General features: G+C 39.9%; 14 protein-coding genes. 12 read left to right on the forward strand and 2 right to left on the reverse strand.

What is annotated here, in order from left to right; all coding sequences use genetic code 11:
- Positions 1-1068, reverse strand: coding sequence for a branched-chain amino acid aminotransferase (locus ABJN95_RS19305; protein WP_348372893.1), 1068 nt, complete (start codon positions 1066-1068; stop codon positions 1-3).
- 106 nt (positions 1069-1174) lie between these two features.
- Between ABJN95_RS19305 and ABJN95_RS19310 the strand changes: the two genes are divergently transcribed.
- From ABJN95_RS19310 to ABJN95_RS19355, 10 genes are all read left to right on the forward strand, one after another.
- On the forward strand, positions 1175-1678 hold the full coding sequence (locus ABJN95_RS19310; protein ID WP_348372894.1) for a DUF4920 domain-containing protein: 504 nt from the start codon (positions 1175-1177) through the stop codon (positions 1676-1678).
- A complete protein-coding gene (gene mnmD, locus ABJN95_RS19315; protein WP_348372896.1) occupies positions 1678-2346 on the forward strand; it encodes a tRNA (5-methylaminomethyl-2-thiouridine)(34)-methyltransferase MnmD in 669 nt (222 codons plus the stop codon). The genes ABJN95_RS19310 and mnmD overlap by 1 nt, the downstream gene beginning before the upstream one ends.
- Positions 2347-2449: 103 nt before the next feature.
- Complete coding sequence (locus ABJN95_RS19320; protein ID WP_348372898.1) at positions 2450-3409, forward strand: TIGR01777 family oxidoreductase; 960 nt, start codon at positions 2450-2452, stop codon at positions 3407-3409.
- A gap of 124 nt (positions 3410-3533) precedes the next feature.
- A complete protein-coding gene (locus ABJN95_RS19325) occupies positions 3534-4094 on the forward strand; it encodes a nucleotide exchange factor GrpE (RefSeq protein ID WP_348372900.1) in 561 nt (186 codons plus the stop codon).
- 9 nt (positions 4095-4103) lie between these two features.
- Entirely contained in the window at positions 4104-5216 is a 1113-nt protein-coding gene (gene dnaJ / locus ABJN95_RS19330) for a molecular chaperone DnaJ (RefSeq protein ID WP_348372901.1), read from the forward strand.
- Positions 5217-5512: 296 nt separating this feature from the next.
- Positions 5513-6448 carry an ABC transporter ATP-binding protein gene (locus tag ABJN95_RS19335; protein ID WP_348372903.1) on the forward strand — a complete coding sequence of 312 codons (936 nt, stop codon included), beginning with the start codon at positions 5513-5515 and terminating at the stop codon, positions 6446-6448.
- On the forward strand, positions 6441-7778 hold the full coding sequence (locus ABJN95_RS19340; protein WP_348372904.1) for an ABC transporter permease: 1338 nt from the start codon (positions 6441-6443) through the stop codon (positions 7776-7778). Before ABJN95_RS19335 ends, ABJN95_RS19340 begins: the two co-directional genes overlap by 8 nt.
- Positions 7778-8683: a mechanosensitive ion channel domain-containing protein gene (locus ABJN95_RS19345; RefSeq protein ID WP_348372905.1), complete on the forward strand. Its 906-nt coding sequence runs from the start codon at positions 7778-7780 to the stop codon at positions 8681-8683. Before ABJN95_RS19340 ends, ABJN95_RS19345 begins: the two co-directional genes overlap by 1 nt.
- Before the next feature lie 26 nt (positions 8684-8709).
- Positions 8710-9585, forward strand: coding sequence for a DUF6268 family outer membrane beta-barrel protein (locus ABJN95_RS19350; protein ID WP_348372906.1), 876 nt, complete (start codon positions 8710-8712; stop codon positions 9583-9585).
- 91 nt (positions 9586-9676) lie between these two features.
- Positions 9677-10840, forward strand: coding sequence for a sigma-54 dependent transcriptional regulator (locus ABJN95_RS19355; protein WP_348372908.1), 1164 nt, complete (start codon positions 9677-9679; stop codon positions 10838-10840).
- A 150-nt stretch (positions 10841-10990) separates the two neighbouring features.
- Here the strand turns inward: ABJN95_RS19355 and ABJN95_RS19360 are convergent, their stop codons facing one another.
- Positions 10991-11686, reverse strand: a complete 696-nt coding sequence (locus ABJN95_RS19360; RefSeq protein WP_348372910.1) for a hypothetical protein — start codon at positions 11684-11686, stop codon at positions 10991-10993.
- 198 nt (positions 11687-11884) lie between these two features.
- Between ABJN95_RS19360 and ABJN95_RS19365 the strand changes: the two genes are divergently transcribed.
- A complete protein-coding gene (locus ABJN95_RS19365) occupies positions 11885-12769 on the forward strand; it encodes a PPK2 family polyphosphate kinase (protein ID WP_348372911.1) in 885 nt (294 codons plus the stop codon).
- Complete coding sequence (locus ABJN95_RS19370) at positions 12766-14148, forward strand: M28 family peptidase (RefSeq protein WP_348372913.1); 1383 nt, start codon at positions 12766-12768, stop codon at positions 14146-14148. The genes ABJN95_RS19365 and ABJN95_RS19370 overlap by 4 nt, the downstream gene beginning before the upstream one ends.
- Positions 14149-14317 lie beyond the last annotated feature (169 nt).

Raw genomic sequence — 14317 nt, forward strand, 5'->3', positions numbered from 1 at the left:
TTATACCTTATACCGCCATCCGTATTCATCTTCGGCCCGATTGTACTGAATATCGGTAATGTGCCTTTTGAATTTTGAGGCGTAACTGTTTTCCACTCTGGGAAGATCATAGTCTGTGCCTCTATATCCGAAGCCTGCAATTGGTGAAATCACCGCTGCCGTACCGGCACCAAACATTTCTTTTAAACTTCCGTCTTTGGCAGCTGCAACCACTTCTGAAACAGTAATAGCCCGAACTTCGGTTGTGATACCTTCCGTTTTTGCTACCTCTAGTACACTTTTTCGTGTGATACCGTCTAAAATACGATCACTGGTTGGGCCCGTAATCAAAGTATCGCCGATACGAACAAAGATATTCATGGCGCCTGCTTCTTCTATATTTTCATGATGGTGGTCGTCTGTCCAAATGACTTGCTGGTATCCTTGTGCCTTGGCCAATTGGGTAGGATGAAATTGGCCTGCATAGTTTCCACCTGTTTTGGCGTAACCTACACCCCCATTTGCCGAACGAGAATATTTTTCCTCAATCAATACTTTTACTTCCCCAGAGAAGTAAGGTCCTGAAGGCGCCAGACAAATCATGAACCTGTATTCGTCTGCGGGTGACGCATGAAAACCTTCACCCGAGGCAAACATAAATGGTCGTATGTACATGGCACTTCCCTCTGTTTGCGGAATCCAATCCTTGTCTAATGCTAAAAGGGTTGTCAAGCCTTCCATGAAATACGCTTCGGGTAATTCAGGCATCGACATACGTCGCGCCGAAATATTCAACCGCTTGTGATTGTCTAATGGGCGAAAAAGAAAAATATCGCTATTCTTATCTTTATACGCTTTCATACCCTCAAAAATGGACTGGCCGTAGTGGAATATCTTTGCAGAAGGTGCTAAACTCACAGGTCCATAGGGTACTATTTTAGGAGTTTCCCAAGCGCCATTTCGATAGTCGCAGACCAACATATGATCAGAGAATACGCTTCCGAAAGCTAAATTGTCAAAATCAACTTGTGTTATTTTCGAGCTTTGTGCCTTTTCAATGGTGATGGCATTCTTGGTAATACTTTCCATTTTGAGTTATATTTAAAGAATAAAATTAGTTAAATATCTCAAATTGTATGGGCTTTTTCGGTTTAAAATGTCCAATTTTGTTGAAGTTTTAGAAATAATGAATAATATGAAACGAATTAACATTTTACTTATATTTTTCTTTGCTTTTGCCACTGTTGCGGCCCAAAATTCGCAGTCTGAAACAGAACAATCGGTAGTAGCGAGAACGTCTTTACCCTCTTTTGGAATGCTGATTGATGAAAATAACGTCATTTCCGCAGCTGAAATGTCTGAAAAGTACGGCGGCATGAAGGCGGCTGATACCGTACAAACCAAATTTGTGGCTACAGTTACCGATGTGTGCCAATCTAAAGGGTGCTGGATGCGGCTCGAATTGCAAGACGGACAAGAAACCATGGTGCGTTTTAAAGACTACGGATTTTTTATGCCCAAGGATATCAAAGGAAAAGAAGTTATTGTAAACGGACTTGCCTTTGTTGAAGAAATGAGTGTAAAGGACCAAAAACATTACGCGAAAGATGGCGGTAAGAGCGACGAGGAGATTGCTAAAATCACAGCTCCCAAAAAAACCTTGGGCTTTGAAGCTGATGGGGTTTTACTAAAAGACTAGTGGAACGCAAGATTATTACCACCTTAGATGGTTCAAAGACTATTCATATTGCTGATTGGGACGAACAATACCATTCCAAACACGGTGCTATTCAAGAAGCCTATCATGTATTCATAAAGTCTGGGCTTTCCCTTTTCAGTAATAGTTCTCTATCTATTTTAGAAATAGGTTTTGGCACAGGTTTGAATTGTTTGATTACCCTTCTTGAAGCACAAAAGTTAAATTTGAATATTCGGTATACTGGGGTTGAAGCTTATCCGGTTACATCTGAAGAACTAGAACAACTCGATTATATTTCAGAGCTGAAAGCTGAGAAGTTGGTAAAAGAGTTTCAACAGATGCATCAATCCTCCTGGGAAAAAGAAGTAGTGATTTCCGACTCCTTCCGCTTACATAAAAAACAGGAAGATTTTAAGGATTTTGATGATGCCAATGCATACAATCTAATCTATTTTGACGCTTTTGGGGCAAGAGTGCAACCCGAGCTTTGGACAGAAGCCATCTTTTTAAAAATGTACGCAGCCCTTCAAAATCAAGGTGTTTTAGTAACCTACTCGGCCAAAGGCAGCGTTCGAAGGGCTATGCAGGCTGTTGGTTTTGTTGTTGAACGATTGCCAGGTCCTCCAGGTAAGCGTGAAATGCTTCGGGCCACTAAATACGTATCTTAGCGGCAAAGTATTCATATTCAGTATTTAACATAAGCTTAAACAATACTGTTAAATCCAAATTAAAGGATAGCTTACCGATTTTAAAAACCAATACCTTTGACATATGCGCATATTGATTACAGGAGCCACAGGTTTGGTAGGCAGCGAAATTGTTCGTTTATGTCATGAGCAAAATATTGACGTCAACTATCTTACAACTTCTAAAAATAAAATCGTTTCTAAGACGAATTACCAAGGGTATTACTGGAACCCAGATACTGGAGAGATTGATCAGAATAGTTTTAAGGGTGTTTCAGCTATCATCAATCTAGCGGGAGCCAGCATCTCCAAACGATGGACCACTAGCTACAAGAAGATCGTACTTTCAAGTAGAATAAATGCGCTTCGTACCCTTAAAAATGCGTTGGAACAAATTGATACTTCAGGTATTAGATCATTTATTTCCGCTTCTGCAATTGGCATTTATCCGAATTCACTTGCCACTTTCTATACCGAGGATGAAAAAAATGTGGATGATAGTTTTCTAGGTGAGGTTGTAGCCATTTGGGAAAAGGAAGCAGATGTATTTGAAAAATTCGATTTTGCTGTTGCCAAGATTAGAATAGGGCTGGTAATTTCTGCGGCAGGCGGGGCACTACCCGAAATGGCAAAACCCATTAAATACTATGCAGGTGCAGCTTTTGGCAACGGCATGCATTGGCAGTCATGGATTCATATTTCCGATCTTGCGAGACAATTTTTATATCTTATTGAACACCGACTAGAGGGTACATACAATGGGGTAGGGCCGAACCCGGTAAACAACGCCAAATTGGTAAAGGAGATTGCGAAAGTAATTGATAGGCCCTTGTTTCTTCCGAATATTCCACGGTTTGTCATGAAAGCAATTTTGGGCGAGATGTCTTATCTTTTGTTTGCTAGTCAACGCGTTAGTAGCAAAAAAATAGAAGAAGAGGGTTTCGTCTTTCACTACCCGAATATTTGCCGTGCCTTAGAGAATATCTATTCAAAGGAAACGACCAAAAGTAAATTCAATTCTGTAGCTAAGAAAGAATACATTTAACACGCTTCAAGCTTCATACTTCTCCACACCTACTGTCTTTCAATATTTTTCGTGACATTTTGACATTTTTAAAGAATTGGCAGTACTTTTGCCACCTCAAAATGACGATTAATAGTACTATCAAATGAGTGAGAAAGACAAAACTGAAGATTTAGAAGATATTATTTCTGACACTACGCTAAACGAAGAAGGGCAAACGCAAGCTGAAGAGGTTGTTGAAGAGGAAGATGAGCTGACTGCTGAGGAAAAACTGCAGGAAGAACTTGGCAAAGAAAAAGACAAGTTTTTGCGTCTTTTTGCCGAGTTTGAAAATTATAAAAAGCGAACTTCAAAGGAGCGTATTGATTTATTCAAAACTGCTGGTCAAGAGGTTATCGTTTCGTTATTGCCTGTAATGGATGATTTCGATAGGGCAATGAAAGAGTTGGCAAAATCAGAAGATAAAGAAATGTTCAAAGGGGTTGAACTTATCAACAACAAGTTCAGGGAAACCTTAAAGAATAAAGGGCTAACCGAAGCGGAGGCAAAACAAGGTGATTCCTTTGATGCAGAAATTCACGATGCGATTACACAAATACCGGCACCGAACAAAAAGTTGAAAGGTAAAATTATCGACGTAGTCGAAAAAGGGTATAAGTTGGGTGACAAGATTATTCGTCATCCAAAGGTTGTTGTTGGAAACTAAGAAGAAATCATGAAGCAAGATTATTATGAAATTTTAGGGGTTACCAAGAACGCTAGTGCAGCCGAAATTAAAAAGGCGTATCGCAAGAAGGCCGTTCAATATCATCCTGATAAAAACCCTGGAGATGCCAAAGCGGAAGAAAATTTTAAAAAGGCCGCTGAAGCCTATGAAGTTTTGAGTGATGCAGACAAAAAAGCACGTTACGACCAATTTGGTCATGCCGCCTTTGAAGGTGGCGGTGGCTTTGGTGGTGGAGGTATGAATATGGATGATATTTTCAGCCAATTCGGTGATATCTTCGGAAGTGCTTTTGGTGGCGGTGGTTTTAATGGCTTTGGCGGTGGCGGCCAACGTCGTGTTAAGGGAAGTAACCTGCGCATTCGTGTAAAGCTTACCCTTGAAGAGGTTGCGAATGGCGTTGAGAAAAAGGTGAAGGTCCGTAGAAAAGTACAAGCTGACGGCGTCACATATAAAACCTGTGGTACTTGTAATGGTCGCGGGCAGGTAACCAAAGTGACGAATACCATTTTAGGTAGGATGCAAACGGCGGCTACCTGTAATACCTGTGGTGGCAGCGGTCAAATTATCGACAAACGGCCAAGTGATGCTGACGGACAAGGTTTAAAAGTTGCGGAGGAAACGGTTTCGATAAATATTCCTCCCGGTGTTGAGGAGGGTATGCAATTAAAAGTGCCCAATAAAGGTAATGAAGCTCCAGGTAATGGAGTGCCAGGAGATTTGTTGGTTGCAATAGAAACTGAGGATCACGCTACACTCAAGCGCGAAGGAGATAATCTGCATTATGACCTATATGTTAGTATTTCAGAAGCTGTCTTGGGAACATCAAAAGAAATTGATTCGGTTGGCGGAAAAGTACGTATCAAGTTAGAACCGGGAATTCAATCGGGGAAAATACTGCGTCTACGTGGAAAAGGTATTTCTAGTTTAAATGGTTACGGTAGTGGTGATTTATTGGTACATGTTAACGTTTGGACGCCCAAAGAGCTGAATAAGGAGCAAAAAGAGTTCTTTGAACGGATGCAGAACAACGAGAATTTCGAACCCAGGCCAGAAAAATCAGATAAATCTTTCTTCGAAAAAGTTAAAGATATGTTCTCATAGTGGATATTAATTTGGCATTTAAATAAAAAACGTATATTTGGAATAGTATTGGGAAACCGATACTAATTTTCTTTTTCATAGCAATTTTTTTCCCATCCTTAATTCATTAAGGGTGGGTTTTGTTTTTTTAGCGCGTTTGTGTTTTCCACAAGTGGTACAGCGTTCATAAGAAAATCGAACTAAGCCCACTGTTGCGTCGGGTCTAAATACCAAAGGGGAAGTTTTTTAGATTAAATCCATCTTAAAAGAGAATTGCCTTTAAAACGCATTTACATATCTTTGATAAAATTGCTTGCATGAACAATATTTTGGTTACTCAGGGGGTTACCAAACGCTTTGGAGAACATACCGCTCTCAAAAAAGTCTCCCTCGAAATTCCCAATAACAGTATCTACGGACTCCTCGGTCCGAACGGGGCCGGTAAAACCACTTTAATACGTATTATCAATCAAATTACATTCCCCGATGACGGAGAGGTGTTTTTTGATGGAGCACCCCTAGACGCTCGACACATTGCGATGATAGGTTATTTGCCTGAAGAAAGAGGATTATACAAGAGTATGAAAGTAGGGGAACAAGCCCTGTACCTGGCCCAGTTGAAAGGATTGAGCAAGTCAGAGGCCAAACAGCGTTTAAAGTACTGGTTTGACCGTTTGGAAATAGGAGACTGGTGGAATAAAAAAATACAAGAACTCTCCAAAGGAATGGCTCAGAAAATACAGTTTATTGTAACGGTATTGCACGATCCTAAGCTATTGATTTTTGATGAACCTTTTAGTGGTTTTGACCCTATAAATGCAAATATCATTAAAGACGAAATATTACAGTTGAGAGATAAAGGAGCTTCTATTATTTTCTCTACACACCGAATGGAATCTGTTGAGGAACTTTGTGATCATATCGCCCTCATTCACCAATCTGAAAAGATTTTAGATGGTAAACTATCCGATATTAAAAAGACATATAAAAGTAATATCTATGAAGTAGGGTTGGAAGTTGAAAAAGGAGAGGCCTTGCTCCAAGACCTTAAAGATAAATTTCAAATTACGTACTCATCGTTTAACCCTACAGAAAACCAGCTAGATTTTAAGCTGCAGTTACCTTCAAGCGATTCAAGTGATGTACTTGCCTATTTGGCTGATCGGGCCAACATCAATCAATTTGTGGAAACCATACCTTCTGCAAACGAGATATTTATTCGAACTGTTCAAACCAAAGATGCGAATGCATAAATTACCTTTAATTATCAAACGCGAGTATTTGGCAAAGGTGCGTAACCGATCTTTCGTGATAATGACTTTTTTGAGTCCAATTTTAATGGTGGCTATGGTAGTGTTAATTGCTTACCTAACCAAGTTGAACGATAATGAAAAACGAATCATTTCTGTTCTTAATGAGAGCAGGTATTTTACGAATGACTTCTTGTCAGACGAGTATACCGGTTATGTGAATTTCGAGGGCCTAAGTTTAGAGGCCGCCAAGGATTCTACAGCTAATTTAGGGTATTACGGTCTATTGCACATTCCTGAGGAAAGTGATTTAGAAATGGTCGCCGCACGCTCTTTCTTTTATTCTAAGGAGGCCGCTAGTAACAATGTTATCGAAGATATTGAGGCTGTTTTTCAAGAAAAACTTCGGCAACAGAAACTGAAGGATATGGGCGTTTCTTCCCGAGAATTTGAGCAAATAGCTGACCGCTTTGAAATTCGTACTTCTACTTTTGCGGGTGAGCAAAACTTAAAGAGAATTAACATGCTCAAAGCTGCCGTTGGCGGTGCTTTCGGATATTTGATCATGATGTTCATTATAATTTATGGAGGATTTGTAATGCGGAGTGTAATCGAGGAGAAAACAAGTAGAATTATCGAAGTTATTATATCATCGGTAAAACCGTTTCAATTGATGCTTGGCAAGATTATTGGAACTTCTCTAGCTGGCATTACCCAATTTGCCATCTGGATTGTATCTGCAAGCCTTTTGTCAATGGTGGCATTTGCGATTTTTGGTATAGATCCAGACAGCTTGAATCAAGGCGCTGACCTTAGCGTGGCTATGGGAGAGCATCTTACCAATCCGGTTCCATCACCATCTAAAGCCATAGCACTTGTTCAAGATTTTTGGCGCTTGCCCTGGCTCATGTTAATCGCATCCTTTTTGATATATTTCGTTTTGGGGTATTTGATTTATAGTTCGATCTATGCAGCTATTGGTGCCGCTGTTGATAATGAAACTGATACACAGCAATTTATCTTTCCCATTATCCTACCCTTGATGTTGGCGATTTATGTAGGATTCTTTTCTGTTTTTAACAACCCTCACGGCCCAATAGCCGTTGGGTTTTCGTTGTTTCCGCTAACATCGCCCATAGTAATGTTGATGCGGTTGCCCGGCGGAATTGGAGAAGGAGGAGTACCCATTTGGCAACTGTTGACATCGATTGCCCTTTTAATAGGTACCTTTATTGGAATCGTGTGGTTGGCTGCCAAAATCTATAGAATCGGTATTTTGATGTATGGTAAAAAACCGAGTTACAAAGAACTTTTTAAATGGTTGCGCTATTAATGATACTTCAACAAGAATCGAATACAGTTAAAGAAATTATCGAGGAAGATATCAGGGGTTCTATAAAAGAATTCTTGAATCTGGGTTTTCACTATGGTGAGGGAGAGAACTCTATTCATATCACAATCGGTTTGCTATTGCTGGTTATTGTAGCCTTCATGGTGACTAGTTTTGTGCTGAAATGGCTGAGAAAACTCTGGACACGCAAAATGGAAAAGGAAGATGAACTTAAGTTCATCAGCGTCTTTAAGTTCATAAAGTACCTTATTTATATGGCCGTCATCATGATAACCTTAAGTGCGGCCGGTATCAACATCACTCTAATTATAACCGCGTCAGCTGCGTTGTTCGTTGGTTTGGGATTAGCGCTACAAGAACTTTTTCAAGATGTTATTGGTGGTATATCAATTATTGCCGATAAATCGGTAAGCGTTGGCGATGTGGTGGAGATCAATGGTACCGTTGGTAAGATTTTTGAAATCAAATTACGCACTACAAGAGCTATCACAAGAGATGATAAAGTAATCATTATTCCCAATCATAAATTTATTAGTGACATAGTCTACAACTATACCCAAAACCATTCTACTACAAGAGAATCTATTCGAGTTGGTGTTGCTTATGGGAGTGATGTTACCTTGGTTACCCAACTATTGGAAGGCGTAGCTGAAGAAGAAAGGGAAGTCTTAAAAAATCCGAAGTACTTTGTTCTTTTTGATGACTTCGGAGAATCTGCCCTCCAATTTTCATTGAACTATTATATAAAGGATAGTTTTAGCGACCCTAAAACTAAAAGTCGTATGCGATATAAAATCGATGCAAGGTTTCGCGAAAACAATATCAGTATACCATTCCCACAAAGAGATGTACATCTAATTCAAAAGAATTTACCCATAAAAGACTAATTCGTGATTGCCGCCGTTTAACTGCTATGAAGCAACATTTTTTTTGCTGTTTATTATTTCTTCTAATAAGTTGCTTCGGGCTATCGCAAACCCCTGATTTGTTGCGTTTGGAGTATACGGCAATACCTGAAAATGATTCTGGAATTCGTACCAATCGATACAGGGCCGTTTTGAATGCTCCCATCAAAATTAAGGAACACAACTACTTGGTCATAGGTGGTGAGTATAATACCTATGAGTTTAGAGTTGGTCAACCACTTCCTTTCGAAACAAGTACCTTAGAACGCCTTCATATAGTAGATTTCAATCTGGGGTATTCCTTTAAGTGGAATGAAACTTGGCGATTCGTAGGCGCCGTGCAACCGAGATTGGCCTCTAATTTTGTGTTGGGTATTGAAAACAATGATTTTAGAGTGAATCTTTCCGCCGTTTTGTTGAAAGAAAAAAAGGATATCGATAGGCCTTTTCGATTAATTGTTGGCTTGTCTTTCAATAGTGCAACAGGTTTGCCCTTTCCATTGCCCATTGTCAATTACTATAGAAGGTTTCACCCAAATTGGTCATATACCATTGGTATTCCTAGGCAAGATGTCAAATATTATAGCAATTCTGGAAAGCATGTGCTACAAGCGGCATTGTTTTTGGATGGTTATTTTATAAATATTCAAAATGATGTGTTATTGCCCAATAATAATGTTGGTACATCAATTTCCTTGTCAGCTTTGGTAAGCGCCGTAGGATATCAGTATAAGTTCACAAAAGAGATATCTTTTTATACACTGTTAGGATATTCACTTTTACAAGAGGGACTTATTAGAGATGGGAATAGAAATAGGGCATTTACACTAAATGATCAAGGAAATATTTATCTTAGAACAGGATTTAAAATAGGAATTTTTTAAAATTGACCACCTTCTGTAACGGTTAAAATCTCGAAAACAAAAAATAAATACATTCCCTAATGCTCGGGAAAGAAAATAAAACATACTACCTATGTCAAAAATATTGATCATTGAAGATGAAGCAGCAATCCGAAGGGTACTGGTTAAAATTCTTTCCGAGGAAAATGACAGCTATCAATTAGAAGAAGCAGAGGACGGATTAAAAGGCCTTGAAGCAGTAAAGAACAATGAGTACGATTTGGTGCTTTGCGATATAAAAATGCCTAAGATGGATGGAGTCGAAGTATTGGAAGCTGCACGCAAGATCAAACCAGAAATACCCTTTATAATGATATCAGGTCATGGAGATTTAGATACTGCAGTGAATACCATGCGCGCAGGGGCTTTTGACTACATCTCAAAACCACCAGATTTAAATCGACTCTTGACCACTGTTCGCAATGCTTTGGATCGCAAAGAATTGGTGGTAGAGAACAAAATTCTGAAGAAAAAGGTCAGCAAAAATTATGAAATGGTAGGTGATAGCAAAGAAATTGGTGCTATCAAAGACATGATTGAAAAAGTAGCTCCTACTGATGCCCGGGTTTTAATTACAGGATCAAACGGAACTGGAAAGGAATTGGTAGCACACTGGCTGCACGAAAAGAGTCAGAGAAGCGCAGCACCCTTTATTGAAGTGAATTGTGCGGCCATTCCATCTGAATTAATCGAGAGTGAATTGTTCGGTCACGTAAAAGGAGCCTTTACGTCAGCGGTAAAAGATAGAGCTGGTAAATTTGAGGCGGCCAACAAAGGCACGATTTTTCTCGATGAAATTGGTGATATGAGCCTATCAGCCCAGGCAAAAGTGCTGCGGGCACTTCAAGAGAGCAAAATTTCGAGAGTGGGCACAGATAAAGACATTAAAGTAGATGTTCGCGTACTTGCCGCAACAAACAAAGATTTAAAAAAGGAGATCGAAGAGGGTAAATTTCGAGAAGATTTGTATCACCGACTTGCCGTTATTTTGATAAAAGTACCGGCCTTGAATGATCGTCGCGATGATATTCCTTTGTTGATAAATCATTTTACCTATAAGATTACTAGCGAGCAGGGCATTGCTGGTAAGACCTTTTCTGACAAAGCCATTAAACTCTTAAAGGCATATGATTGGACAGGAAATATACGCGAACTTAGAAATGTGGTAGAACGCTTGATTATTCTAGGAGGTCATGAAGTAACGGAGGAAGATGTGAAATTGTTTGCTAGTAAGTAATGTTCCGTTAGCTGCAGTAACACTAAGGGTTAGTGAAAAGAAATGTTAAGGGTGAAAGCGTTAACGATTTGACAGGTGAAGGATAGCCATAGTACATGTGCTAGTGTTAAATTTTGAGCATGCCGAAAACTACGCCCAAACGCCGACTATCTATTGCTTTGAACCACAGTCACCCAAACGCAGAAGCGCTTTTGCGGTAATTTCCTTGGTTCGTAAATTGTAGTATTTTTTACCCTCTGAAAGGTTTGGTTTTAATAGCTGCTGTTCGCAACGCGTATAGATCGTATTGGCAAAAGCTCTCGCTTCAAGACAGTTGACCGAGTCCACTACGGCATTGATAGATTTCGAATATTTAGCTAACGAATTATCAATTTGTTCGTATAGCTCGTTCTTTTCCAATTCGTTAGCAATCAACTCTGCTTCCATTCCAACCTCGACATTCATGGCAATATCCTTTGACGGAAAAACGACATCGTGCATTTCATGCTGATCAAGCGCATCTAGCGCATCTATTATTTGTTGAAGAGCTTCTTGCAATAATATCCTAGTTCCGTTAAGCGATGTTGATTTTGTTGCCGCTTTTAAACTGATAAGACTTTCTTCGATGTTAATAGCTGCATCTTTGCAACCACAATCGTTAAATCTATTGGTGGAGGTCTGAATTACCTTGATGGCCTTGTACGCATAGAATCTGGCCTTGTTGATGTCATCCATCTGCAGAGCTTCTTCTGTCCTTGCCTTTACATAGTTCATATTTGAGCCCGCATAACTGCATGCTTCGCCTGGGGCAAAGGAGGAAAGTAATAGGAGTGCTATACTGTATAGCATTACATGCAGGATCTTCATAACGTAGGTTTGTAGGTCATAAAATTTGGGATTCTACTATCTGTAAAATTAGGAAATGCTTGCCGTTGTCATCTACTTTTTTCGACGGAACACCCTCAATTTCAGGTATTTCGGATGAACTGAGGTGTATGGGCGATGAACGACATTTTTTTTTAACATTTCATGCATTTCACCGATAAAAAATTTTATCTTTTCACCATGGATACAATAGGAAGTAGTGATTTTAAAGTCGAAAAAGCGATCAAACTGTCAGATTTAAATACCGTGACAGACTTGAGTGCGTCAAATAAGGAGTTAAAAAAACAGTTGGAATCCATTCGTGAAGATTTAGGCGATTTTCAAAACACGCTTTACGCCCATAGTAAATATAGTGTGTTAGTTTGCCTTCAGGGAATGGATACCTCAGGAAAGGATAGTCTTATTCGCGAGGTTTTTAAAGACTTTAATGTTCAAGGTGTCGTGGTGCATAGTTTTAAAGTGCCCACCGAACTAGAGTTAAAACACGATTATTTATGGCGGCATTACATCGCGCTGCCGGCAAAAGGTAAATTCGGTGTTTTTAATCGAACACATTACGAGAATGTATTGGTGACCAGAGTGCACCCCGAGTATATTTTGGGAGAGCATATTCCAGGAATTCATACCGTGAAAGATATCGACCAAAATTTTTGGGAGAAACGTTTTGAGCAAATCAACAATTTCGAAAAACATTTGGCTGAAAATGGAACCATTATCTTCAAATTCTTCTTGAATCTCTCCAAGGCAGAACAGCGAAGACGCTTGGTACGGAGATTAGACTTAAAAGAAAAAAATTGGAAGTTCTCGGCGGGAGATCTAAAAGAGCGTAAACTATGGGATAAATACCAAGAGTGCTACGAAGAGGCGATCAATAAAACGTCGAAACCACATGCTCCATGGTTTGTAATTCCTGCTGATAACAAAAAAGCCGCTCGTGTAATCGTTGCCTCCATTTTATTGGAAGCGTTAAAGAAATACAAAGATATCAAGGAACCCGAGTTGAGTGCCAAAATAAAAGCTAATTTAGGGGAGTATAGAAATCAGCTCGAAAAAGAAACAGAATGAAGAAGATTTACCTTGTATTCCTCTTAGTAGTATCACAAGCTTTTGCACAATCGGAAGATGAAAAACAAATCCGTCAAATTTACGATGTTGCCCTTACTGATGGGCAAGCATATCTTTGGCTCAATTATTTATCCAATCAAATAGGGGGGAGGCTCTCAGGTTCGGTACAAGCGCAACAAGCCGTAGATTATACCAAAACCCAAATGGACTCTCTAGGATTAGACCGTGTTTGGCTACAACCTGTCATGGTACCCAAATGGGTTCGAGGTACCCCTGAGTTCGCCTATATTGAAACAGACCCTGGTGTGACCACAAATGTTCCTATATGTGCTTTGGGAGGCTCGATACCGACTTATGGAAGAGGCGTGAAAGCCAATGTTATAGAGGTGCAGAGTATTGAGGAACTCAAAACCTTGGGAAAGGAAAAGATATCAGGAAAAATAGTCTTCTTTAATCGTCCGATGGACCCGGCCCTAGTAAATACCTTTGAGGCGTATTCAGGTGCAGGCGACCAAAGGAGAAGTGGTGCTGCCGAAGCTGGCAAATATGAAGCCTTAGGCGTAATCGTTCGCTCCTTGAACCTTCGACAAGATGATTATCCGCATGCTGGGGGTATGAACTACGGTGATATTCCGGAAGCTGAAAAAATTCCCGCAGCAGCAATTAGTACCAATGGAGCCGATTTATTAAGTGCTACCTTGAAATTGAACCCTAATACACAATTCTTTTTCAAATTAAATTGCAAGACATTGGAAGATGTTGAATCTTATAATGTTATAGGGGAAATTAAGGGAAGTACCCATCCAGATGAAATTATGGTTGTTGGCGGCCATCTTGACTCCTGGGATTTGGGTGATGGTTCCCATGACGACGGGGCTGGATGCGTTCAAAGTATGGAAGTACTTCGCATACTTAAGAAAATAGGGTACAAGCCAAAAAGAACCATTCGAGCCGTACTCTTTATGAACGAAGAGAACGGATTAAGAGGTGGTAGAAAATATGCTGAGGTAGCTGAAAGTACAAATGAAAATCATGTCTTTGCCTTAGAAAGTGACTCTGGCGGATTTACCCCAAGGGGTTTCAGTTTCGACGCCTCTGATGAAAATATCGCGAGGGCCCAAAGTTGGGAAAGTCTATTTGAACCCTATTATATACATACATTCATGAAGGGATTTTCTGGTGCTGATATCAGTCCATTGAAAAATAATACTATTGTATTAGCCGGACTCCGACCAGACTCACAGCGTTATTTTGACCACCACCACGCTGAAAATGATACTTTTGAACATGTCAATCGTCGAGAACTAGAACTGGGTGCCGCTGCCATGGCAAGTTTGGTGTATTTGTTTGATACCTATGGCGTAGTCGGTTCGAACTAGAATTTGCTACCAAGTTACAGGCTGAACGTCATTACGAATGTCTATTTACCCCTGTAGCTTGTGCTGTGTGGCTAGCATGGCTATGCACTCGCTCTCGCCGCCAAAAATTGCACAATCGTTTTCTAAAATGGGAGAGGTTAGCTGGCTTTGAGAACTACTTGTTCTGGGG

The sequence above is a fragment of the Maribacter sp. genome, assembly GCF_039974175.1.
In the GTDB taxonomy this organism is placed as follows: domain Bacteria; phylum Bacteroidota; class Bacteroidia; order Flavobacteriales; family Flavobacteriaceae; genus Maribacter_C.

Coding starts and splice junctions, on each gene's coding strand:
- ABJN95_RS19325 (WP_348372900.1), top strand. CDS start 3,534: ATGAGTGAGAAAGACAAAACTGAAGATTTAGAAGATATTATTTCTGAC.
- ABJN95_RS19305 (WP_348372893.1), bottom strand. CDS start 1,068: ATGGAAAGTATTACCAAGAATGCCATCACCATTGAAAAGGCACAAAGC.
- ABJN95_RS19350 (WP_348372906.1), top strand. CDS start 8,710: ATGAAGCAACATTTTTTTTGCTGTTTATTATTTCTTCTAATAAGTTGC.
- ABJN95_RS19340 (WP_348372904.1), top strand. CDS start 6,441: ATGCATAAATTACCTTTAATTATCAAACGCGAGTATTTGGCAAAGGTG.
- ABJN95_RS19370 (WP_348372913.1), top strand. CDS start 12,766: ATGAAGAAGATTTACCTTGTATTCCTCTTAGTAGTATCACAAGCTTTT.
- dnaJ (WP_348372901.1), top strand. CDS start 4,104: ATGAAGCAAGATTATTATGAAATTTTAGGGGTTACCAAGAACGCTAGT.
- ABJN95_RS19310 (WP_348372894.1), top strand. CDS start 1,175: ATGAAACGAATTAACATTTTACTTATATTTTTCTTTGCTTTTGCCACT.
- ABJN95_RS19365 (WP_348372911.1), top strand. CDS start 11,885: ATGGATACAATAGGAAGTAGTGATTTTAAAGTCGAAAAAGCGATCAAA.
- ABJN95_RS19360 (WP_348372910.1), bottom strand. CDS start 11,686: ATGAAGATCCTGCATGTAATGCTATACAGTATAGCACTCCTATTACTT.
- ABJN95_RS19355 (WP_348372908.1), top strand. CDS start 9,677: ATGTCAAAAATATTGATCATTGAAGATGAAGCAGCAATCCGAAGGGTA.
- ABJN95_RS19345 (WP_348372905.1), top strand. CDS start 7,778: ATGATACTTCAACAAGAATCGAATACAGTTAAAGAAATTATCGAGGAA.
- ABJN95_RS19320 (WP_348372898.1), top strand. CDS start 2,450: ATGCGCATATTGATTACAGGAGCCACAGGTTTGGTAGGCAGCGAAATT.
- ABJN95_RS19335 (WP_348372903.1), top strand. CDS start 5,513: ATGAACAATATTTTGGTTACTCAGGGGGTTACCAAACGCTTTGGAGAA.